The 19,986-nt window shown below is 70.3% G+C and carries 20 protein-coding genes and 1 pseudogene; 8 read left to right on the top strand and 13 right to left on the bottom strand.

The annotated features are described in order from the left end of the window. Positions 1-32: 32 nt before the first annotated feature. The 7 genes from OHA21_RS35540 to OHA21_RS35570 all read right to left on the bottom strand — a co-directional run bounded on the left by OHA21_RS35540 (position 33) and on the right by OHA21_RS35570 (position 5,022). Complete coding sequence (locus tag OHA21_RS35540; RefSeq protein WP_328478741.1) at positions 33-857, bottom strand: RecB family exonuclease; 825 nt, start codon at positions 855-857, stop codon at positions 33-35. Between the two features lie 103 nt (positions 858-960). Beyond that, a complete protein-coding gene (locus tag OHA21_RS35545) occupies positions 961-1,578 on the bottom strand; it encodes a MarC family protein (protein ID WP_328462559.1) in 618 nt (205 codons plus the stop codon). A 51-nt stretch (positions 1,579-1,629) separates the two neighbouring features. Further along, a complete protein-coding gene (locus tag OHA21_RS35550) occupies positions 1,630-2,481 on the bottom strand; it encodes a PHP domain-containing protein (protein ID WP_442874946.1) in 852 nt (283 codons plus the stop codon). 31 nt (positions 2,482-2,512) lie between these two features. Further along, positions 2,513-3,352: a PH domain-containing protein gene (locus tag OHA21_RS35555; protein WP_328462563.1), complete on the bottom strand. Its 840-nt coding sequence runs from the start codon at positions 3,350-3,352 to the stop codon at positions 2,513-2,515. Between the two features lie 9 nt (positions 3,353-3,361). Next, positions 3,362-3,625, bottom strand: a complete 264-nt coding sequence (locus OHA21_RS35560; protein ID WP_328479083.1) for a hypothetical protein — start codon at positions 3,623-3,625, stop codon at positions 3,362-3,364. Between the two features lie 23 nt (positions 3,626-3,648). Next, positions 3,649-4,323, bottom strand: coding sequence for a DUF6758 family protein (locus OHA21_RS35565; protein ID WP_328462565.1), 675 nt, complete (start codon positions 4,321-4,323; stop codon positions 3,649-3,651). A gap of 66 nt (positions 4,324-4,389) precedes the next feature. Then, entirely contained in the window at positions 4,390-5,022 is a 633-nt protein-coding gene (locus OHA21_RS35570) for a TrmH family RNA methyltransferase (RefSeq protein WP_328462567.1), read from the bottom strand. 464 nt (positions 5,023-5,486) lie between these two features. Here OHA21_RS35570 and trxA point away from each other — a divergent pair. The 3 genes and pseudogenes from trxA to OHA21_RS35585 form a co-directional block, all read left to right on the top strand. Further along, positions 5,487-5,840, top strand: a pseudogene (gene trxA / locus OHA21_RS35575) (thioredoxin); the annotation flags it as partial. A 334-nt stretch (positions 5,841-6,174) separates the two neighbouring features. Further along, a complete protein-coding gene (locus OHA21_RS35580; protein WP_328462569.1) occupies positions 6,175-8,160 on the top strand; it encodes an intein-containing Rv2578c family radical SAM protein in 1,986 nt (661 codons plus the stop codon). Between the two features lie 392 nt (positions 8,161-8,552). After that, a complete protein-coding gene (locus OHA21_RS35585; RefSeq protein WP_328462571.1) occupies positions 8,553-8,960 on the top strand; it encodes a CoA-binding protein in 408 nt (135 codons plus the stop codon). A 431-nt stretch (positions 8,961-9,391) separates the two neighbouring features. On the opposite strand, the gene OHA21_RS35590 is transcribed toward OHA21_RS35585, so the two are convergent. The 3 genes from OHA21_RS35590 to OHA21_RS35600 all read right to left on the bottom strand — a co-directional run bounded on the left by OHA21_RS35590 (position 9,392) and on the right by OHA21_RS35600 (position 12,179). After that, complete coding sequence (locus tag OHA21_RS35590; RefSeq protein WP_442874947.1) at positions 9,392-10,201, bottom strand: SDR family NAD(P)-dependent oxidoreductase; 810 nt, start codon at positions 10,199-10,201, stop codon at positions 9,392-9,394. 238 nt (positions 10,202-10,439) lie between these two features. Further along, positions 10,440-11,069 carry a hypothetical protein gene (locus OHA21_RS35595; protein ID WP_328462575.1) on the bottom strand — a complete coding sequence of 210 codons (630 nt, stop codon included), beginning with the start codon at positions 11,067-11,069 and terminating at the stop codon, positions 10,440-10,442. 159 nt (positions 11,070-11,228) lie between these two features. Further along, positions 11,229-12,179, bottom strand: a complete 951-nt coding sequence (locus tag OHA21_RS35600; RefSeq protein WP_328462577.1) for a DMT family transporter — start codon at positions 12,177-12,179, stop codon at positions 11,229-11,231. A gap of 140 nt (positions 12,180-12,319) precedes the next feature. On the opposite strand from OHA21_RS35600, the gene OHA21_RS35605 reads away from it, so the two are divergent. Together OHA21_RS35605 and OHA21_RS35610 are read left to right on the top strand one after the other, a co-directional pair. Beyond that, complete coding sequence (locus OHA21_RS35605; RefSeq protein ID WP_328462579.1) at positions 12,320-13,018, top strand: HAD family hydrolase; 699 nt, start codon at positions 12,320-12,322, stop codon at positions 13,016-13,018. A gap of 232 nt (positions 13,019-13,250) precedes the next feature. Further along, positions 13,251-13,745, top strand: coding sequence for a hypothetical protein (locus tag OHA21_RS35610; RefSeq protein ID WP_328462581.1), 495 nt, complete (start codon positions 13,251-13,253; stop codon positions 13,743-13,745). Positions 13,746-14,245: 500 nt separating this feature from the next. Here OHA21_RS35610 and OHA21_RS35615 read toward each other — a convergent pair whose 3' ends face one another. After that, positions 14,246-15,121, bottom strand: a complete 876-nt coding sequence (locus tag OHA21_RS35615) for a PhzF family phenazine biosynthesis protein (protein ID WP_328462583.1) — start codon at positions 15,119-15,121, stop codon at positions 14,246-14,248. Between the two features lie 27 nt (positions 15,122-15,148). Between OHA21_RS35615 and OHA21_RS35620 the strand changes: the two genes are divergently transcribed. The 3 genes from OHA21_RS35620 to OHA21_RS35630 are packed head-to-tail and all read left to right on the top strand — an operon-like array spanning position 15,149 to position 18,117. Continuing rightward, a complete protein-coding gene (locus tag OHA21_RS35620; protein ID WP_328462585.1) occupies positions 15,149-16,423 on the top strand; it encodes a magnesium transporter MgtE N-terminal domain-containing protein in 1,275 nt (424 codons plus the stop codon). Next, positions 16,420-16,944, top strand: a complete 525-nt coding sequence (locus tag OHA21_RS35625; RefSeq protein ID WP_328462587.1) for a DUF1003 domain-containing protein — start codon at positions 16,420-16,422, stop codon at positions 16,942-16,944. Before OHA21_RS35620 ends, OHA21_RS35625 begins: the two co-directional genes overlap by 4 nt. A gap of 21 nt (positions 16,945-16,965) precedes the next feature. Further along, positions 16,966-18,117 carry an Mrp/NBP35 family ATP-binding protein gene (locus OHA21_RS35630; protein WP_328462589.1) on the top strand — a complete coding sequence of 384 codons (1,152 nt, stop codon included), beginning with the start codon at positions 16,966-16,968 and terminating at the stop codon, positions 18,115-18,117. A 1-nt stretch (position 18,118) separates the two neighbouring features. Here the strand turns inward: OHA21_RS35630 and OHA21_RS35635 are convergent, their stop codons facing one another. Beyond that, a complete protein-coding gene (locus tag OHA21_RS35635) occupies positions 18,119-18,535 on the bottom strand; it encodes a preprotein translocase subunit TatB (RefSeq protein WP_328462591.1) in 417 nt (138 codons plus the stop codon). 36 nt (positions 18,536-18,571) lie between these two features. Further along, on the bottom strand, positions 18,572-19,843 hold the full coding sequence (locus tag OHA21_RS35640; RefSeq protein ID WP_328478744.1) for a S1C family serine protease: 1,272 nt from the start codon (positions 19,841-19,843) through the stop codon (positions 18,572-18,574). Between the last annotated feature and the right edge of the window lie 143 nt (positions 19,844-19,986).

Below are 19,986 nucleotides of genomic sequence, written 5' to 3' on the forward strand. Positions count from 1 at the left end.
AGGCAAGCGGAAGGCCGCGAACCCAAGCCGGCTCAGCCCTTCAGATGCTCCACCGCCGCCCAAGGCTCCTTCGCCGCCACCTCCGACCCGGCCGGGCACGCCTTGCGGAAGTCGCACCAGCCACAGAGCGACCCCGGATTGGTAGGAAACGACTCGTCCGCATCAGCCCCGGCCGCCACCGCCTTCTCCGCCGCCATGATGTCGAGCGCGGTCTCCTCCGCCCGCCGCACCTGCCGGGCCAGCGACTCCTCGGTGTGCTCGTGCACGGCCACCGTGCCGGTCGGCAGGTGGTGCAGCTCGACCCGATAGCAGGGCCGCCGGAAGACCCGCTGGGCGGCGAACGCATACAGCGCGAGCGCCTGCGACCCACGGGCGTCGTCGGCGTCCAGCCCCGAGCGGCCGGTCTTGTAGTCGACGATCACCGCTTCCGGACCCTCCGGCCCGCTGCGGGCGTCGATCCGGTCAGCCCGCCCGTTCAGCGCGAGGATCGAGGTCTTGGTCGCCACCCCGCGCTCCACCCCGAGTGGCTCCTCGGCCGGATCGAGGGTCGCCACGTAGGACTCCAGCCAGTCCAGAGCCCGGTAGTAGACCGCTCGCTCCTGGTCGACGTCCCGGTAGCCTTCCCGTACCCAAGTCGCCTTGAGCAACGTCGGCAGCGCGCCTGGCGCGCGCCGCTCGGTCGGCAGTGCGTACCAATTCTTCAGAGCCGTGTGCACGCTCGCGCCGAGCGAGTTGTGCGCCCACGGTGGGCCCTTGGGCGGGCTGGGACGATCAACATACGAATATCGATATCGCCGGGGGCAGTCAATATACGCCCCGAGCTTGCTCGGCGTGCAGACGAAGAGCCGCTCGGGCATGCCGGCGAAGCCCAACTGCTCGGGCACGACGGCGCCCGGCTTGGCGGCACGGGATCTGGTGGGGGGCACACAGCAATCCTGCCAGCACCCCCCGACAAGAATTTCAGAGCAGGGCCGAGTACGACTTCACGAAGGCGAAGACGGCATCCGCGATGAGCTGCACCGCGATGGCCGCGAGCAGCAGACCGGCGATCCGGGTGAGCACCTCGATGCCGGCCGGCCGCAGCAGCCGGACGATCACTCCGGAGAACCGCAGGACCAGCCACACGGTGGCCATCACGGCCAGGATCGCGGCCGCGAGGATCAGGTATTCGTCGGTGCTCTCCGCACGCTGGACGAAGAGCATGGTGGCGACGATCGCGCCCGGTCCGGCCAGCAGCGGCGTACCCAGCGGCACCAGCGCGACGTTGCTCGTGCCGGCCTGCTCCTCGGGCTGGTCGGTCTTGCCGGTGAGCAGCTGCAACGCGACCAGCACGAGCAGCAGGCCACCGGCGGCCTGCAACGCCGGCAACTGAACGTGCAGGTAGTCCAGCAGAGTCTGCCCGGCCACCGCGAAGCCCACGATCACGCCGAGGGCGAGCAGCACAGCCTGCGTGCCGGCCCGGTTGCGGGCCTTGGCGGGCAGGGTCCCGGTGAGCGCGAGGAAGACCGGCACCATGCCGGGCGGATCGACGATCACCAGCAGAGTCACGAAGAACTCGCCGAACAGCTTGAGGTTCACCCGATCAAGGTAGGGGTCGGCACCCTCCGGCGCAGGCCGGTGCGGCGATCGTCACCCCAGGACAGGGACGCCGGTCGCCGCGGAGACGATTTTCTCGTACGCCTCCGGGGCGGTGCGGAAGGCGCCCAGGGCGACTGTCTTGTGCGTACCGTGGAAATCGGATGATCCGGTCACGACCAGGCCGAGCCGTTCCGCCAAGGCCCGCACCTGGGCCCGCTCGGCGGGCGTGTGATCTTCATGGTCGGCCTCCAGGCCGAAGAGGCCTTCCTCAGCCAACTTCATGATCAGCTCATCCGGCACCACCCGGCCACGCTTGGTCGCCCGGGGATGAGCAAAAACGGCCACCCCACCGGCCGCACGCACGGCACGCACCGCTTCGAAAACATCAAGATCAGACTTGGGTACGAAGTAACGCGCGCCCAGCCATGTCGAAGCGAACGCCTCCGTGGTGGTCCGCACCAACCCGGCCCTGATCAGGGCCTGCGCGATGTGCGGCCGGCCCACCGACCCGCCCGCCGCGTACCCGTGGACCTCAGCCCACGTGATCGGCACACCGTCCGCCCGTAGCTTCTCGACGATCTTCTCGGCCCGCTGCTCCCGGTCCTCCCGGAGCCGCAGCAGCTCGGCCGCCAGCATCGGCTCCGCCGGATCGAACAGGTACGCCAGCAGGTGCAACGGGATGGCCGGCTGCATGCCGAACCAGCGGCACGACAGTTCGGCGCCACGGACGAGCCGCAGACCGTCCGGCCGGGCGGCCGCAGCCGGCTCCCAGCCGCCGGTCGTGTCGTGATCGGTGATCGCGATGACGTCGAGCCCCGCCTCGGCGCCGGCCCGCATCAGCTCGGCCGGCGTCAACGTGCCGTCGCTGGCGGTCGAGTGGCAGTGCAGGTCGATTTTGGTCACCGCTGCCACGCTACCGCTGGGCCGGACCTGCTCAGGCGTCTTCTCCCTCGTCGTCCTTGCCCAGCCGGGCCTCGACGGCCTGCGGCTCATACATCTCCTCGACCACCCGGAGGTAGAGCTCGTTCGGGTTGGGCAGGTGCTTGACCTCGCGCAGCGCCTGGTCCTGACCGGCCGACTCGAGCACGAACGTGCCGTAACTCAGCATGCGGCCGAGGGCGGACTGCTCGTACTTCATGTCGGTGACCCGCAGCAGCGGCATCATCGCCACCTTGCGGGTGATGATGCCGTTGACCACCATCACCCGCTTGTTGGTGAGGATGAACCGGTCGAAATACCAGTCGAAGACCTTCCAGGCGACCCAGCTGATCACGCCGAGCCAGATCAGGACCGCGACGGTCACCATGCCGTCGATCTCCTGCCGGGTCAGGAAGCCGGCCAGGTAACCGAGGGCGAGCGTGGCGGCGGCGCCGATCCCGATCGGACCGGTCAGATGGATCCAGTGCCGCTTCCACTCACCGCGGTAGCGCTCGGTCGGGAACAGATACCTCGCGACCAGCGTGGTCGGCTCGTCCTCCAAGGGGAGGAACCGCCGGGGTCCACCGCTGCGGTCGAGCCCTTCCAGCTCTTCCTCGGTGAACTCAGGCGCCTCGTACTCCTCCTGCTCCACGTAACGATCGCCGGGCGGGCGTTGCTGCCCGCGTGCGTAGGCATGATCGTCCGCATAGGGACCAGCCTCGTCCGCATAGGGATCAGTACGTGTGTACTCAGGATCGTCCTGGTACGCCGGGTCGTTGTACCCGAAACTCGCATCGTCATCCTGAGGGCGTCGGGCGCCCTCACCTCGCGGGTCGCGCGGCTCACCAGGATCCATGTGGTGATGCTATGCGACGAGGTCCGTGAAGAAGGTGCCGAAGCCTCGTGCGATGTCCGCGATCGTACCGCCGAGTGACTCGAAGACCGCTGCAGCGGATCTCGGGTTGAAGGCGATGAAGAAGATCAAGAATGCGATACCAAGCCAGGTGAGGACCTTCTTGACCATGGGGGCCTTCCTCCGGGTGCGAGTGGCGTTCAGCGCCGCGGCAATACTGACGGTATCAGCTTCGTCGCTTCGTGTGAACAAAGTGTCCGGAAAGCCGATTGCCATCCCCGCAGGTCACACCTAAGAGGTCAGGCACGACCGTGCAGGTAGGGCGACGGCGCTCCGAACACCAGCTCGGGCGGCACCCCCTCGGAGAGGTCGTGCAGAACGACGTGCTCCGCGAGAAGATAGCCCGCGCTTGCGGGCCACGCTACCGCATAGAGCCACATTCCTTTTGCCTCACTCACGTAGGCACTTCGATCTTCCGGTGACTTGACACACCACAGTGGAGTGGGATGCCCGGCCGCTTTGATCTTCGCGTGTGGACCGGCATGTGCACCGCGGTCACCCAGCGCCTCGGAGAGCAGGTGCCCGGGATCAATGCCGGGAATGCCGGCGAACCGGGTGCCCAGGCCGACGCCCGGCTGCTCGGCGATGAGGACCAGGTCAGCCGGCCCGCCGCCGAGCGGCTCCGGCCCGCTGCACGCCAGCGCGGTCGCCCGAACCCCGAACCGGTCGTCGCCCGACCAGGCGACACCGGTCACCATCCAGCCGGTCGGCAGCGGCCAGGGACACCAGAGCGGGATCCGCTCCGCACTGGAGGCCGACTCCCGCAGCACCGCCCCGACGATCTCCGCACTGATGTGTTCGGCGACGTGGAACGGCGGAACGTCGCCACAGTCGTCGCACCGCCAGTTGCTGTGCATCAGGTCCGGCTTCCGAACCTGAGCAGCACATCTGGGGCAACTCACCGTGACACCCACACTCCATACCGTGCGGGTCGCGGAAGCCCCCGTCAAGCGGATCGGCAGAAGAGGGGCCGATCCAGGTCAGGCGGGCGGCGGGCCGGCGTGCGCGCGAATCCACGCATGCATGGCGATACCACTGGCGACGCCGGCGTTGATCGAGCGGGTCGATCCGTACTGCGCGATCGAGAAGAGCTGCGAACAGGCAGCCCGGGCAGCGTCGGAGAGACCCGGCCCCTCCTGCCCGAACAGCAGGACGCAGCGGCGCGGAAGCGTGGTCGTCTCCATCGGGCACGAGCCGGGGAGATTGTCGATGCCGATCACCGGCAGCTGCTCGCCGGCCGCCCACGCCACGAATTCCTCGATGGTCGGGTGGTGGCGCACATGCTGATAACGATCCGTGACCATGGCGCCCCGGCGGTTCCACCGGCGCTGGCCCACGATGTGCACCTCGGCGGCGAGGAAGGCGTTGGCATTGCGGACCACGGTGCCGATGTTCAGATCGTGCTGCCAGTTCTCGATCGCGACGTGGAAGTCGTGCCGTCGCGTGTCCAACTCGGCGATCACCGCTTCCCGGCGCCAATACCGGTACCGGTCGACGACATTGCGCCGGTCACCGGCCTCGAGCAGCTCCGGATCGTACTGCTCGCCGGTCGGCCACGGACCCACCCAGGGGCCCACGCCGACGTCGGTGGAATGGTCCTCGCCCGCGGTCATGGAGCGATAGGCTACCGATTCGATCTCGCCGGGCTCACGTCACCGGCTCTGCGCGGGATCAACCCGACAGGAGACGCAATGAGCGGCGGGGCCCTCCCCGGCACCCGCCGCCCACGCTCTGTTGAGAAAGAGTTTGCCTTACCGTCCGTATCCATGTGAAGGACTTTCAGATGTGACCCAGCTCACATTTAGGTTTCTTTACTGAAAGTTTGAAGTTTGGACACGCTCCCACGACCGGCGCTTGTGCAGGACAAATCGCCTAGATCATGAGATGCGGGACTCATTCCGCGCGGAGCGAGAGTCGGCAATCAGACACTGTGCGCCTACTTTCAGTTACGATGAGTTGTCCCTGTTGCGCTCCTGAATGGTGCCGTAGGCCACGTGTCGCCGCCGCCAGAACGGGAATGGTGGAGGGGGACCAGGAGTTTTACCGGACGAAAGCGATTCCCGCAGACGGAGGCATCATGGCGACGGTTGCGCTGACCGCAGCGAACTTCGACGAGGTCACCGGCAAGGACGGCATCGTCCTGGTCGACTTCTGGGCCAGCTGGTGCGGGCCTTGCGTACGGTTCGCGCCCACCTACGAGCGCTCCTCGGAGAAGCACCCGGACATCACGTTCGGGAAGGTTGACACCGAGGCCGAGCAGGCGCTGGCCGCGAAGTTCGACATCCGCTCCATCCCGACGATCATGGCGGTCCGCGACGGTGTCGTGGTCTTCGCCCAGCCCGGCGCTCTCCCCGAGACCGCGCTGGAGAGTCTGATCGAGAAGGTCGAGCAGCTCGACATGGACGAGGTTCGCGAGCAGATCGCCGCGCACCGTAAGGGGGCGCACGGCGAGGCGGCGTCGGCTGCCAAGGCGGCTCCCGCGGCCAAGGAGGCTCCGGCCGCTTCGGCTGCGCCTGACGCCAAGTCGGCGTCGGCTGCCAAGGCGGCGCCGGCTGCTAAGGCGGCGCCGGCCGCTCCCGCCAAGGAGGAAGCGGCCGCCGGTCGTAGCTGAGCTCGGAAGACACTGCAAAAGGGCCCGCGGTTCGCGGGCCCTTTTTGTTGTCCGACTTCGCTGTCCACTTCGTTGTCCACAGGCCGGATTTTGTTGTCCACAGATCCGGCGAAGGTCATGGACAGGGGATAGAACATGTGTTCGAATACCTGCCATGCGATGGTCCAACCTGTCGGCTCGCACCGACGACGACTCGCTCCCGGACAGGGCAGCGCCGGCGGCCCCACCCCTGCCGCTGGTGCTGCCCGGCGCGACCGTCCGCACCTTCGACACCCCCGGCTTCGCGGGGATGACGTTCTATGAGGTGCGTGCGAAATCGCTGATCAACCGGGTTCCCGCCGCCTCCCGGGTGCCGTTCGAGTGGACCATCAACCCCTATCGCGGTTGCTCCCATGCTTGCACCTACTGCCTGGCCGGTGACACCCCGATCCTGCTCGCCGACGGGTCGACCCGCCCGCTCGCGCAGATCCGCCCGGGCGACGCCGTGATGGGCACGATGGGCGCCGGCCCACACCGGCGATATGTGCCGACCACCGTGCTGGATCACTGGTCCACGAGCAAGGCTGCCTTCCGGGTGACCCTGACCGACGGCACCCGGTTGGTCTCCAGCGGGGATCATCGCTTCCTGACCGACCGCGGCTGGCGTCATGTCAGCCCCAACGAGCCGCACCAGCCGGCCCTCGCCGTCGGCGACCTGATGTTCGGGGTGGGTCACTTCGCCGAGTCGCCCAAGGAGTCGCCCGACTATCAGTCCGGCTTCCTCTGTGGGCTCGTCCGCGGGGACGCCTCCGGCCCGGACTCGGGACGCGAGGGAGACGCGTGGATCCGCGCCGACACTTACCTCGACGACGTCTCCCTGACCGAAGCGCTCCGCTGGCCTGAGCTGCCCACCGGAGATTGGTTTCGCGGGTTTCTGGCCGGGGCGTTCGGCGCGGTCGGGCGCACGGATCGGTTGGCCGTGGTCTTCGAGAGCGCCGACCAGGCGTATCTGCGGCGGGTCGTCGAGGCGCTCACCCACCTCGGGATGGTCGCTCGCAGCCCCGTGCGGTCCCGCGCCGCCGTCGCCGGTCGGCCGGCCACCGTCGGGCGGGTCGAGACCGAACGGCACCTCGAGGCCGCCCTCCGCTTCCGGCACATGACCGGGGCGTCCGAGATGCCCCTGGACGCGTCCGGCGTCGGCGTCCGGACCGAGCGGCGCCTCGCCGTGATCGACATCGAGGACCTCGGGCTCACCCTGCCGCTCTTCGACATCTCCACCGGCACCGGCGACTTCATCGCCGACGGCGTGGTCAGCCACAACTGCTTCGCCCGCAACACCCACACCTACCTCGACATGGATTCCGGGCACGACTTCGACAGCCGCATCGTGGTGAAGGTGAACGCCGGCGAGCTGATCCGCCGCGAGCTGGCCGATCCACGCTGGTCCGGCGCCTCGATCGCGATGGGCACCAACGTCGATGTGTATCAGCGGGCTGAAGGCCGCTACCGGCTGATGCCGGAGATCCTGACGGCCCTGCGCGATCACGCCAACCCGTTCTCGATCCTCACCAAGGGCACGCTGATCCTGCGCGATCTCGAGCTTCTCCAGCAGGCCGCCGAAGTGACCCGGGTCGGGCTGGCCGTCTCCGTGGGCTTCGTCGACGAGGCGGTGTGGCGCTCGGCCGAGCCCGGCACACCGAGCCCTCGACGCCGGCTCGAGATGGTCCGCCGCCTGACCGACGCCGGTTTCCGGGTCAGCGTCCTGATGGCGCCGATCCTGCCCGGCCTCACCGACACCGACGAGTCCATCGACGAGACAGTCGCCGCCATCGCCGAGTCCGGGGCGACGAGCGTGACACCCCTGCCGCTGCATCTGCGCCGCGGCGCCCGCGAGTGGTATGCGGCTTGGCTGGCCCGTTCCCACCCCGAGCTGCGGCCGCGGTATCGGGAGCTGTTCGGCAACGGGTCGTACCTGCCTCGGGCGTACCAGGACGAGATCGGCGCCCGGGTGCGGATCGCGGCCCGCCGGCACGGCCTGCACCGGCCAGAGCCGGCCGAGGCCCGCCGGGTCACCGACAGCGAGCCCTCCAGGGAGCCGTCCCGCGGGCGGCGACCCCGCACGGGGCCTGCACAGAACGCGGACCAGCTCACGCTGCTGTGAGCCACGCCGAACCGAAACGCAGCAGCCAACCCATGCAGCTCACGCTGCTGTGAGCCACGCCGAACCGAAAGGCAGCAGGCAGTGCATCTTGCTCGCCGCTCGGTGCCACGCCGATCCAAAGTCAGGCGGGCGACGGATTCCGCTCGCACCGCCTAAGCCGATCTTGGCGGAGGCGGCCGCCCGAACAGCTCACGCTGCCCTGAGCCGACCTCGGCCGGGCAGATGCCCACCCGACCGACAGGACGGAGGCTGATCATCATCGACACGAGCCATGGCTTCGCGAGCAGGCGGTTTGTCCGGCTGTGCCGGCACACCGGTGAGGGGCCGGGAAAGCCACCCAACCAATAGCCCGACCAGCGGGACCGCGGCTGCGGCGCGGATAGGGTTGGGGCATGCGTAGTGCTCAGCAGATCCTGGCGGAAGCGAACGTCATCGCCGTCGTCGGCGCGTCACGGGATCCGTACAAGCCGTCGCACACGGTTCCGTTGCAGATGCTGCGGCACGGGTGGCGGATCATTCCGGTGAACCCGTTCGTGGACGAGGTGTTCGGTGTCCCGACTGTGCCCACGCTGGCGGACATCGGCGAGCCGATCGACCTGGTCGACATCTTCCGGCCCGCTCGGGACGCGGTGGAGGTGGTCCGGCAGGCGGCGGCGATCAAAGCGCCCGCCGTGTGGCTGCAGAGCGGCATCGTCTCGGCCGAAGCCAGGCGCATCGCTGAGGAAGCCGGCATGGACTACGTCGAGGATCGCTGCCTGGCCGTCGAGCGCGCGGTGGGCCAGCTCACGAAGCTGCGCTAAGCGGCATTGCGGCCGACCTCAGACGTCGTGCCGGCGGGCGGCGGCTGTCCATCCCGCGACAGCGACCGCAGTATGGACAGCACTGCGGGCTGGCGGAAGCTGCGGGGGCTGGAGCCGGGCCGAGCCAGAAACCGGGCCGAGCCGAGCCGGGCCGGAAACCGGGCCGAGCCAGAAACCGGGCCGAGCCGAGCCGGGCCGGAAACCGGGCCGAGCGGGGCCGGGCCGGAAACCGGGCCGAGCGGGGCCGGGCCGGAAACCGGGCCGAGCGGGGCCGGGCCGGAAACCGGGCCGAGCGGGGCCGGGCCGGAAACCGGGCCGAGCGGGGCCGGGCCGGGGCCGGGCCGGGCCGGAGCCGGGCCGGGGCCGGGCCGGGCCGGGCCGGGCCGGGCCGGTGTGCTGTGCCGGAGGTGGACAGCACACCGGGTGGGTGGTCAGCGGAACTGGGCCTCCCGGACGCTGTTGCCGCCGTCCACGACCAGCATCTGGCCGGTGATGTATGACGCCGCCGGTGAGCACAGGAAAGCGACCGCCGCGGCGACCTCGTCCGGGGTGCCGGGGCGGCCGATGGGCGTACCCAGGCCCTGTTTGATCTCGGTCACCGTGGAGGCCGCGGTGTAGATCGTGCCGGGGGCCACGCAGTTGACGTTGACACCGTCGGCGACCAGCTCCATGGCCAGGGCGCGGGTCAGGCCGACCACGCCGGCCTTTGCTGCTGCGTAGGCGGCCTCGGTGGGCAGGGCGTTCACCGGGCCGGCGGTGGCGGAGAGGTTGACGATCCGGCCCCAGCCGCGTTCGGACATGCCGCCGACGAATGCGCGGCTGCACAGGAAGGCGGTGCTCAGGTTCCGGTCGATCTCCGCCTTCCACTCGTCGAAGGTGAGCTGGGCGACCGGCCGCAACACCTCGGGGCTGGCGCGGCTCGCCAGGCCGGCGTTGTTCACCAGGACCTCGACGTCGCCGAGCTGGTCGGAGATGGCGTCGGCCAGGGCGCCGACCTCGGCCTCGTCGGTGAGGTCGGCGACGAAGCCGGTCACGCCCAGTTCAGAGGCACGCTCGTGGATCCGGCGGGTGGTCGACACGATCGCGACGCGGGCGCCCAGGTTGCGCAGGCGGCGCGCGGTCGCGTACCCGATGCCGTCGGGACTGCCGGCACCGGTGACCAGGGCGACCTTGCCGTCCAGGCGGAGTGTCACCGGGGCTTCTCCGGCCTCTTCGATCTCCGCCTCCAGGACGTCCGCCATGTTCGGCTCGTCGGGACGTTCCGGATCCGCGCCGGGGGCACCGGAGCGTGGTGGTCGGCCATCAGCGGGGCGGGTGGCGTCTCGCCGGGACGGACTACCCCCGGCGGAACGGGCGTCGAAGACCATGCGGCGATCCTGCCTGCTCCCGGAAGCCGGGGCAAACATCATGTCACTGTGGCGTACCCGGGCCTTCCCGGCGCTGGGCCGATCTGACGGCTTTCCGACATCGCGCCCACGGTCAGCCGCCGGACTCGGGTGTGGTCGGCCGTCCGCTGGTCAACGGCGTGACCAGCCCTTCCTCGACGAAGACCAGGGGTGCCTCGACGCCGTACCGGGCGGGGAGCCAGCGGCGGGCCCGCTCGAAGTCGCGTGTGCCGATCTCCACACCGACGCCGTCGTGGCGGCTGCCGACGGTGACGATCCGTACGCCCTGCGCAGTCCAGTACGGCAGGTCGGCCACCACCCGGTCGTGCCAGTCCCCGAGTTCGGCGACGGCGTGTGCGGCGTCGCGTACGACGACGCAGTTGTCTTCCGCGCTCTGCCGGACGTAATCGTCGAATGCGGCTGACGGGACGCGGTACACGATTGCGCGTACCCGTCGCTGGTCTATCTCGATGCCTGCGAAGCTGGCGGCGAACCGCTCACGGCCGCCGCGCTCGATGCGATCCATGGCGGCGCTGAGCCGGGCCGGGATGATCGGGATCCGGGCGCCGTGGGGCAGCCGGCTGAACTCGCATCCGGCCGTGCGCCAAGTGCCGGTCAGGCCGGCCCGCTCCGGCACCGCCGCGCCGCTAACCCCGGTGCACCCGGCGCCGCTCAGGACCAGGGTTCCGGCCGCTAGCAGCCGGATCATCCGATCGCGTCGCATCCACTCCCCCTCGATCCCGCTGCGCTGCCGCATGGTGGTGCAACGAGCCAGCACGCCAACGCGACGTTCTATCGCAGAGCGGGCCGAGGAGGCAGATTCCATACCGAATTCGCCAGAAAGAGGCCGCCCGGCAGCGCTGAGGTGGAGGAGGCGGCAGCGCTAGGGCGGCGGGGTGGAGGAGGCCGTGGACGGAGCCGACACCCGCACCGGACGGCTGCCGCGGGCAGCTCCGACGATCACGACGATCACCCCGAGCAGCAGCAACGCCAGGCCGGGCAGCGAGCTCAGCCGAGGTACCTGCCTCAACCAGAGCCAGGCGAGCAGCGCCGCCCCGGGCACCTCGAGCAGGATCAGCACGCTGATCGTCGTCGCCGACGTGTGGTGCAGCGCGTAGTTGAACATCGAATGCCCGAGCAGCTGCGCACCGGCCACGATGGCGAGGATCGCCGCCCAGGTCTGCCCGTCGTACCCGGTCAGATCGATCCCACCGGCAACGCAGACGGCCAGCAGGAGGATCGCGCACGTCCCGTAGCAGATCGACGTGTAGGTGGTCGTGCTCAACGACGTCCGCGCCCGCTCGCCGAGCGCCGTGTAGACCGCGGCGGCGATCGCGCCGAGCAGGGCGAGCACGTCGGCGAAGACGGCCTGCGCGGAGACGCCGAAATCGACCCCGGTCGCCCAGGCGGCGCCGGCTACGGCCAGCCCGATGCCGATCCACCCGGCGGTCGACGGCCGCCTCCCCTGCGCCGCCGCGATGAGTCCCTGCCAGACCGGCTGAGTGGCGACCAGCGCGGTGGCGGTGGCCACCGAGCCGAGTTGGACGCTCGGCATCCAGGTCGCGAAGTGGACGGCCAGCGCCAGCCCGGCAAGCAGGCAGAAGAGGCCTTCGCGTCGCCGTGGCCCGTGGATCACCGCACGGATCTCGGTACGCCGTGAGACCAATGCCACAGGGGCGAGCACGACGGTCGCCAGGCTGTTCCGCCAGAAGGCGACGGCGAGTGCCGGGGCGGCCGCGAACGCGATCAGCGGCGCCGACGAGGAGACCGCGAGCACAGCCACGAGCAGGGCAAGCATGGTGGCCGGCGGCGGCACGGTGTGCGGTGAACGCATATTCATCCCCGGCCGTCGCTTCTTGCAGAGTGAAGCGCCACTGTTTGCTGACCTCTATTGGCGGAGAGTGACGAAGTCGCTACAGTCACCGGCGGTCGTGCGCCATTTTCTACCCGTCGATGCCCCGGAAGGCGATTTACGTGTCCGTATACCGAGCCGTCTTGTTTGACTTTTTCGGCACGCTGACCAGGTCTGTACAGCGGGGGCCACAGCACGCCGACATCGCCCGAGCGCTCGGAGCCGACCCGGACGCGCTGGTGGGCGTACTGGACCGCACCTTCCGGGCCCGGGCCTGCGGAAGCTTCGGCTCGGCCGAAGCCACCCTACGCTGGGTGATCGAGCAGGTCGGCGGCGACACGCGGCCGAGCGCCATCCGGGCGGCCATGCCGGCCCGGGTCGACGCCCTGCGCGCCGACACCCAGCTGCGCCCGGACGCGGTGAGCGCCCTCACCGCGATCCGCAGCCGCGGCGCGCGCACCGCGGTGATCAGCGACTGCACCCACGAACTCCCCGCCTTCCTGCCCGGCCTCCCGGTGGCGCCGCTGCTCGACGCCCAGATCTACTCGGTCGAGCTCGGCGTCTGCAAGCCGGACCCCGAGATCTACCTGACGGCCTGCGACCGCCTCGGTGTAGCCCCCGCCGACTGCCTCTACGTCGGCGACGGCGGCAGCCACGAACTCACCGGCGCGGCCGCGGTCGGCATGACCCCGGTCCGGCTTGCCGCCCCCGACCTGGCCAATCACCTCGTCTTCGACGCCGACACCAACTTCGCCGGCCGCACCGTGCGATCGCTCACCGAGGTGCTCACGCTGATCGATCACGTCCCGGCCATGATCTGAAAACCATTGCGGGGTACGCGCGACGCAGTTCCCAAAAGCTACGTGTCCCCCACTACGACGCGGCCACCTGCAACACCGGGCCGCCCGGCGGCCACCGGGCTTAAGCAGTTCCATGGCTGGTTAACAGGGCTGTTTGAGCGGCGCTCAAACAGCCCTGTTAACCGGCCGGGCATGGTCACCCCGGCCAGGCCGGCGGGCGGTGAGTGGATGGTCGGCGTGGGAGGATGACGCGGTGAGTTCTGGCGTACTGGATGAGGCGATCAAGAAGGCGGCGATCGCCTGGGTCTCGGTGGGCGACGGGCCGGCGTATGCGCTGTGGTGCATGCCGGTGGAGAACTCGCTGGCCGTGATCAGCGGGCCGGGCGAGCAGTTCGCCCCCGATCTGGCGCAGGCCGAACGGGCAACCATGCGGCTGCGCGGCGATCACGGCGGCCAGATCGTGGCAGCCGATGCGGTGGTCACCCGGCTGCTGCCCGGCAGCCCGGAGTGGGACGAGATCGCTCCCCAGTTGGCCACAAAGCGCCTGAACGCTTCCGGCACCGCGGACGACCTGGTGGCCCGCTGGGTCGAGAACGGCTGCGCGCTGGTGAAACTGACCCCGGCCGCCGAGTCCGCCGTCGGCACCGCGGAACTGCCTGCCGAATCGGCCGCAGCCCCGCCACGCGAGACCCCGGCCCGAATCGAGACCCGGCGCCCGTTCCGCCTGCACCGCGTCCGCAAGCGCTGACCGAGCGACCCACTCATGCAAGCAACGCACGAGCCGCCCGCCGGTCGCCGGTCGCCGGTCGCCGGTCGCCGGTCGCCGGATCTTGGTGAGATGCGGCGCCACATTGCGCGCAATTAGGCAGGACCTCGCAAATCCGGCTGGCTAGGCAAGGGGCGGGAGTCCGGAGGACCGGAGACCCGGCCCGGAAGCCCGGAGGCTGGGCACGGGAGGCCGGGGGCGCGGCCGGAAGCCAGGAAGCGGGGGCCGCGAAGCCCGGAGGCCGAAGCCCGGAGGCCGGGGCCGGGAGGCCGGGGCCGGGAGGCCGGGGCCGGGAGGCCGGGGCCGGGAGGCCGGGGCCCGGACCCGGAGTCCGGAGGCCGGGAGCCGAAAGCCCGGAAGCCCGGAAGCCCGGAAGCGAAAGGCCTCCGGCCAGGCCCGGAAAGCCGGAAGCCCGCGGGCCGAGTCCGCAAGGCCGAGTCCGCAAGGCCGAGGGCCGGGAAGGCGCGATTCGGCAGGCCGGGTCAGCCGATGAAGGGTGGGACGGCTATGCGGCCCTCGGCTATCGGGCATACGTGGCCGGCCACCGTTGCGACCGTGGCGGTGCCGTTCGTGGCTGTCACGGTGCATTCCAGCAAGGATGGGCGCTTCATCTCTATGCCCTGGTGGACGCGGTAGGAGGATATGCCGTCGGCGGGGAGCCAGCCGGCTGCGACGAGCCAGACGCCCAGGCCGAGGGCTGCTGAGCCGGTGGCTGGGTCCTCCCACACTGCGGTGCCGGGGACGAAGACGCGGGCATGGGCCTCGCCGTCGGACCAGGCGAAGACGCTGATGTCGGTGATGCCCAACCGTTCCGCGGCGGGCACGTCGACTCGGATGCGGGCGAGCGCGTCCCGGCGTACCGGGAGGAAGACCCAGGCCAGCCCGCAACTGGCCGGGCGGGCCGCTGCCTGGTCTCCACCTGCGTAGTCCGCGGCCGTCAGGCCGAGCATGGCGAGCAGCGGGCCGTGGTCGCGGGGCGCGCCCAGACTCGGTGTGCCGCCGGTCAGCGTGGCCCGGCCCGCGTCGGTCACCTCGATCGGCAGCAGGCCGGCGCCGCATTCCTGGACCACCTTGCCGGCCGGGAACAGGCCGCGGCGCATCGACGTGACCGCGGCGCCGACGCTGGGGTGGCCGGCGAACGGCAGCTCGGCCTCGGGGGTGAAGATCCGCGCACGGTACGTGGCGCCGTCCGTGACCGGTGGCAGCACGAAGACCGTCTCCGCCAGGTTGAACTCGCGGGCCAGCGTCTGCATCTGGTCGCCGCCGAGGTCGTCGGCCCCATACACGACCGCGAGCGGATTACCGGCGAACGGCCGATCGGTGAACACGTCAACGATCTCGTAGGCCACGGTGGACATGTCCGGACCCTAACCTAATCTGAGTCCGTGACCATGGGGACGAGGGTTTATCTGGCCCGCCTGGCCGGCCTGCCGGTGTTCGACCCCAACGGGGACCGGGTCGGCCGGGTGCGCGACGCGGTGGTACGCCTGCGCACCACCAACCGTCCGCCGCAGATCGTCGGCCTGGTCGCCGAGATGGCCCTGCGCCGCCGGATCTTCCTGCCGATCGGCCGGGTGACCGGCATGGATGCGGAAGGCGTCGTCCTCAGCACGGGCAGCCTGAACCTGCGCCGGTTCGAGAAGCGCCCCAACGAGCTGCTGGTCCTGGAGGACCTGCTGGACCGCCGGGTCACCGTGAAGCCGGAGAACGAGGACGGCGACGAGCATGTCGGCGCGGTCGTGGACATCGGGATGGAGCAGAACCGGCGAACCGAGTGGATCATCACCCGGGTGGCGGTTCGGGAGCACACCGGCCGGCTGACCCGGCGGGGGCATCTTTACCAGGCGGAGTACGACCGGGTCCGCGGCCTGGTCGGCCCCACCGACACCCAGGGCACCTCGAACCTGATCGCCCTGCTCGACCAGATGCGCCCGGCCGACATGGCCAACGCGCTGCAGGATCTGCCGGACGCCCGCCGTAACGAGGTGGCCGCCGCCCTGGACGACCGCCGGCTCGCCGACGTGCTGGAGGAGCTGCCCGAGCACGACCAGGTGGAGATCCTGGTCGGCCTGGACCGGGAACGCGCCGCCGACGTGCTCGAACGGATGGATCCGGACGACGCCGCCGACCTGCTCGCCGAGCTCCCCAAGAGCGAGCAGGCCGTGCTGCTCGACCTGATGGAGCCGGAGGAGGCGGCCCCGGTCCGGCAGCTGATGAACTACCGGCCCGGCACCGCCGGCAGTGTGATGACCTCGGAGCCGGTGATCCTCACCCCGGACACGACGGTCGCCGAGGCGCTCGCCCGGATCCGTGAACCGGAGCTCTCCACGGTGGTCGCCGCGCAGGTCTTCGTGGCCCGTGCGCCGAGCGCCACCCCGACCGGGAAGTATCTCGGTATGGTCCACTTCCAGCGCCTGCTCCGGGAACCGCCGGCCACGCTCGTCGGCGGGCTGGTGGACAGCGACATCGACCCGTTGCGCACCGAGACCGGGCTGCTCGAGATCACCCGGCGGATGGCGACGTACGACCTGGTCGCGATGCCGGTGGTCGACTCGACGCACCGGCTGCTCGGCGCGGTCACCGTCGACGACGTGCTGGACCACTCGCTGCCCCGGGACTGGCGTGACCGGGACGCCCAGGACGAGGAGCCGGCCCTGTGAGCGAGAACCGGCGCGACCGTCTGGACCAGCCCCGCGACCCGGGCCGGGTGCAGCTGCCCAAGTTCGATCCGGAGGCGTTCGGCCGCTGGTCGGAGGGGATCGCGCGGTACATGGGCACGGCGAAGTTCATCGTCTACATGACGGTGGTGATCGCCGCCTGGTTCGCGTGGAACACCCTGGCGCCGGAGCGGCTGCGGTTCGACCCGTACACGTTCACCTTCCTCACGTTGATTTTGTCGCTGCAGGCGTCGTACGCCGCGCCGTTGATCCTTCTGGCGCAGAACCGGCAGACCGACCGGGACCGGCTGGCGATGGACGAGGATCGCCGCCGGGCGGCGATGCAGAAGGCCGACACCGAATACCTGACGCGCGAGATCGCCGCGCTGCGGATCGCCCTCGGCGACGTCGCGACCAGGGACTTCGTGCGTTCCGAGCTGAACCGGCTGGCCGACGAACTGGACGAAGCGGCACTGCGGCGGGAGAAGCGGGCTCGTATGGAGTGGGAAGAAGACCACCCCTGACGCCGACGTAGCATGGGCTGCATGTCCGCTCCTGCATCGACGCTCGAGGACGCGATCCAGGCCGCTCTGGCGACCGTCGACGACCCCGAGATCCGCCGCCCGATCACCGACCTGGGAATGGTCGCCGGCTTCACCGTCGGCGACGGCCTGGTCAAGGTCGATCTGCTGCTCACCGTGTCCGGCTGCCCGCTGCGGGACAAGCTGAACAACGACATCACCGCCGCTCTCACCAAGATTCCCGGGATCGACCGGGTCGAGATCAACTTCGGGGTGATGACCGAGGAGCAGCGCAAGGCGCTGCAGGCCACCCTGCGGGGTGGCGGCGAGAGCGCCGAGCCGGTCATCCCGTTCGCTCAGCCCGGCTCCCGGACCAGGGTGTATGCGGTGGCCAGCGGCAAGGGCGGCGTCGGCAAGTCCAGCGTCACCGTGAACCTGGCCGCGGCCCTCGCCAAGCGGGGCCTGTCGGTCGGCGTGGTCGACGCGGACATCTACGGCCACTCGGTGCCCCGGATGCTCGGCGTCGACGGCCGGCCCACCCGCGTCGAGGAAATGATCATGCCGCCGCAGTCGCACGGCGTGAAGGTGATCTCGATCGGCATGTTCACCGCCGGCAACGCCGCTGTCGTCTGGCGTGGCCCGATGCTGCACCGGGCGCTGCAGCAGTTCCTCGCCGACGTCTACTGGGGCGACCTGGACGTGCTGCTGCTCGACCTGCCCCCGGGTACCGGCGACGTGGCCATCTCGCTGGCCCAGCTGCTGCCGAACGCGGAGATCCTGGTGGTCACCACCCCGCAGATGGCCGCTGCCGAGGTCGCCGAGCGGGCCGGCGCGATCGCGCTGCAGACCCACCAGCGCCTGGTCGGTGTGGTGGAGAACATGTCCTGGCTGGAGCTGCCGGACGGCTCCCGGATGGAGGTCTTCGGCGCCGGTGGCGGCGAGACCGTGGCCGAGTCGCTGACCAAGATCGTCGGGGCGCGGGTGCCGCTGCTCGGTCAGGTGCCGCTCGACACCCGGGTCCGCGAGGCCGGCGACGGGGGCACCCCGATCGTGCTGGCCGACCCGGAGGCGCCGGCCGCGAAGGCCCTCGACGCCGTCGCCGACAAGCTGGCCATCCGCCGCGAGTCCCTGGTCGGCAAGCCGCTAGGCCTGATGGTGAATGCCAAGCGAGGCTGATTCAGGTCGCGTCCAGGTCGTAACGCTGCGTCGGTCGAGGGCTCTCGACCGGCGCAGCGGTCGTCTTGGGCTGGTTCTTGAAGTCGGCGGCGGCCGCGACGTCGGACAGCTCCGACTTGACCCCGTTGAGGTCCTGCTTCACGTCGTCGAAGAGGTTCTGCAGCGGCTTACGGATGGCCGCCTCGTCCTCCTCGCTGAGCAGGTGCTTGCGGATGAAAGCCTTCGGATGCAGGTCTTCGAGCTGGATGTCGGTGCCGAGCTCGCGGCTCAGGTCGGAGGTCGCGCTCTGCGCCATGTTGCGCAGGCCACGCAGCATCCGTAGGCCGTCGCCGATCACCTTGGGGAGACGCTCCCCGAAGATCAACAGCGCCAGCATGAGCAGTGCGCCGATCTCCCACCAGTTCAGATTCTCGAACACGTACGGCCTCCCAGGCGTCCCGGCGCAAAGCCTACGTCAGTTGGTGTCGGCCGCGAGGGTCACGGAGGCGTTGGCGGCTCTGGTTCCCCGCCTGTACTCCACCGCGACGACCGAGCCGGGCGCGTGCTTGCGGACCAGCGCGATGAGGTCGGTGCCGTCCTCGACGATGTGCCCGTCCAGCTTCGTGATCACGTCACCGCTCTTCAGACCGGCTGTGGAGGCCGGCCCGGCAGGCTCCACCGCGCGCAACCGGGCGCCGCCGGCCGTCTCGCCGGTGACCACCTCGGCGCCGATCACCGTACGCCGGGCCTTGCCGGTGTCGATGATGTCCTGCGCGACGCGTTTCGCCTGGTTGATCGGGATGGCGAAGGCGAGTCCGATGTTGCCGGCCTCGGTGTCGGCGCCGCCCACCGAGCGGATCACCGAGTTCACCCCGATCACCTGGCCGCCCGCGTTGACCAGCGGGCCGCCGGAGTTGCCCTGGTTGACCGCGGCGTCGGTCTGGATGGCCGCGTAATAGCGGGTGGTGCCGCCCGGGTCGCCGGCCTCGATGGTCCGGTCCACGGCGCTGACGATGCCGTAGGTCACCGTGTTGACCAGCGCCAGTGGTGAACCGAAGGCGAGCACCGGGTCACCGACCGCGATCGCGTCCGAGTCGCCGAGCTCGACCGGGGTGAGCCCACTCTTTGCGACTTTGATCACTGCGATGTCGGACTCCGGATCCCGGCCGACCACCCGGGCCGACGCGGTGGAGCCGTCGCTGAAGGAGACCGACAGGACGTCGTCGTCGGCGTCCTCCACGACGTGGTCGTTGGTGATCACGTAGCCGTCCGTGGAGACCACGAAACCGGAGCCGATCGCCCCGGTGACCCGGACCGTCACGACGCTCGGCAGCACCCGCTCGGCCACGCCGGCCAACGACTCGGGCGCCCGCTGCGCCGACTCCGGAACCCGCTGGGTGCCGGCGCCGAGCTGGGTGCCGGCGCCCTGTGCGAGACCTCCGCGGACCGCGAAGACGAACCCGAGCGTGCCGCCGAGACCACCTGCTAACAGGGCGGTGACCAGGCAGATCAGCAGGATCGGGGTGAGTGAGCGACGGGGCGCGTCGGGGTCGGGCACCCGGTCCAGGACCGGGCCGCCGGTGGGCGGTGGTGGTGGCAGCACCACGGCCGAAGGCGCGTACGGATCGCGCCACGGATCGGCCGCCGCGTCGGACCACCACGGTGAATCCGGCGGCGGCGACGCGGGCCCGGGCGCGCCCGAAGCAGGCGCAGTCGGTGGCCGGCGCCAGTTCCAGCCGTCGGTCACGTCGGTGCCTCCACTCATCAGTCCGCCCGGCTCCGCGCATCCAGGATGACACGGATTCGCCGGTTCCCACTTTCCCACCGGCCTGCGGGCCGGTTTATGCATCGACGGCGCGGTGCATCACCGGAGAGCATCGCTCTACTCTC

The sequence above is a fragment of the Actinoplanes sp. NBC_00393 genome, from assembly GCF_036053395.1.
In the GTDB taxonomy this organism is placed as follows: Bacteria; Actinomycetota; Actinomycetes; order Mycobacteriales; family Micromonosporaceae; genus Actinoplanes.